This is a genomic window from Paenibacillus sp. BAC0078, from assembly GCF_054483875.1.
The window spans coordinates 1-1,007 of record NZ_JBTLRW010000065.1; the positions used below are offsets into that span (position 1 = coordinate 1).

The 1,007-nt window shown below is 51.9% G+C and carries 1 protein-coding gene; it reads left to right on the top strand.

Translation table 11 applies throughout. The features are described 5' to 3' along the window. Nucleotides 1–1,007: condensation domain-containing protein (locus ACX1DY_RS31435; protein WP_458968044.1), on the top strand; the 1,007-nt coding region annotated here is incomplete at both ends.

Genomic DNA, 1,007 nt, shown 5'->3' on the forward strand with positions numbered 1-1,007 from the left:
GCAATGCAGGAATGGACGGGTCATGAGACGCTGGCTGTTCATCTGGAAGGCCACGGCCGGGAAGAAGTATTGGGTGACGTGGACGTGACGAGAACGGTGGGGTGGTTTACGAGCATATACCCGGTTGTCTTCGAAATGAAGAAGGCGGAAGGGATAGCCTACTGGATCAAATCGTTCAAGGAGAAGCTGAGACGGATTCCGAACAAAGGCGTGGGATACGGCGCGCTGAAGTATTTGACGCCAAGGGAAAAAAGCGGCCTAGGAAGCGGAATAGCGCCGGAAATCAGCTTCAACTACTTGGGACAATGGGACCGGGAGATGAATACCGGGGCGATGTCGATGTCCGGTCTACCGACAGGGTTCCAGGTGAGTTTGCAATCAGAGCGGGCTTATGCGCTGGACATTGTAGGAAGCGTAATGGACGGGAAACTGACGCTGATCCTGACGTACGACGAGCAGGAGTACCGTGAAAGCACGATGCAGGCATTGCTGGCCGAGTACAAAAAGCAGCTGCTTTCGATCATCGAGCATTGCATGCAGCAAACCGAGACCGTACTGACTCCGAGCGATGTGAGCAGCGAACCAATACCGCTAGTCACTTTCGATAACCTTCGCAAGCAACTGGCGAGTAGCGGCGAGATCGTGTCCATGTACCCGCTGTCTCCGATGCAAGAAGGCATGCTGTTCCAAGCGTTAATGGAGCCGCAGTCGTCCGCGTACTTCGAGCAAATGTTGTTTGCGATTCAAGGGTCGCTGCAAGAAGCGAATCTGGAGAAGAGCCTCTCCCTTCTGATGGAACGGTACGATATCTTTCGTATGGTATTTATGTACGAGGGATTGGAGAGGCCCTTGCAGATCGTACTCAAAAAGCGCAAACCTTCGATTATTTTCGAAGACTACAGAGGATTAGCGGAAGATGAAATCAAGCACAAAGTGGATCAATTCAAGCAATTGGATCGGGAAATCGGATTTGATCTCACGAAAGATGTGTTGCTGCGTCTTGCCGT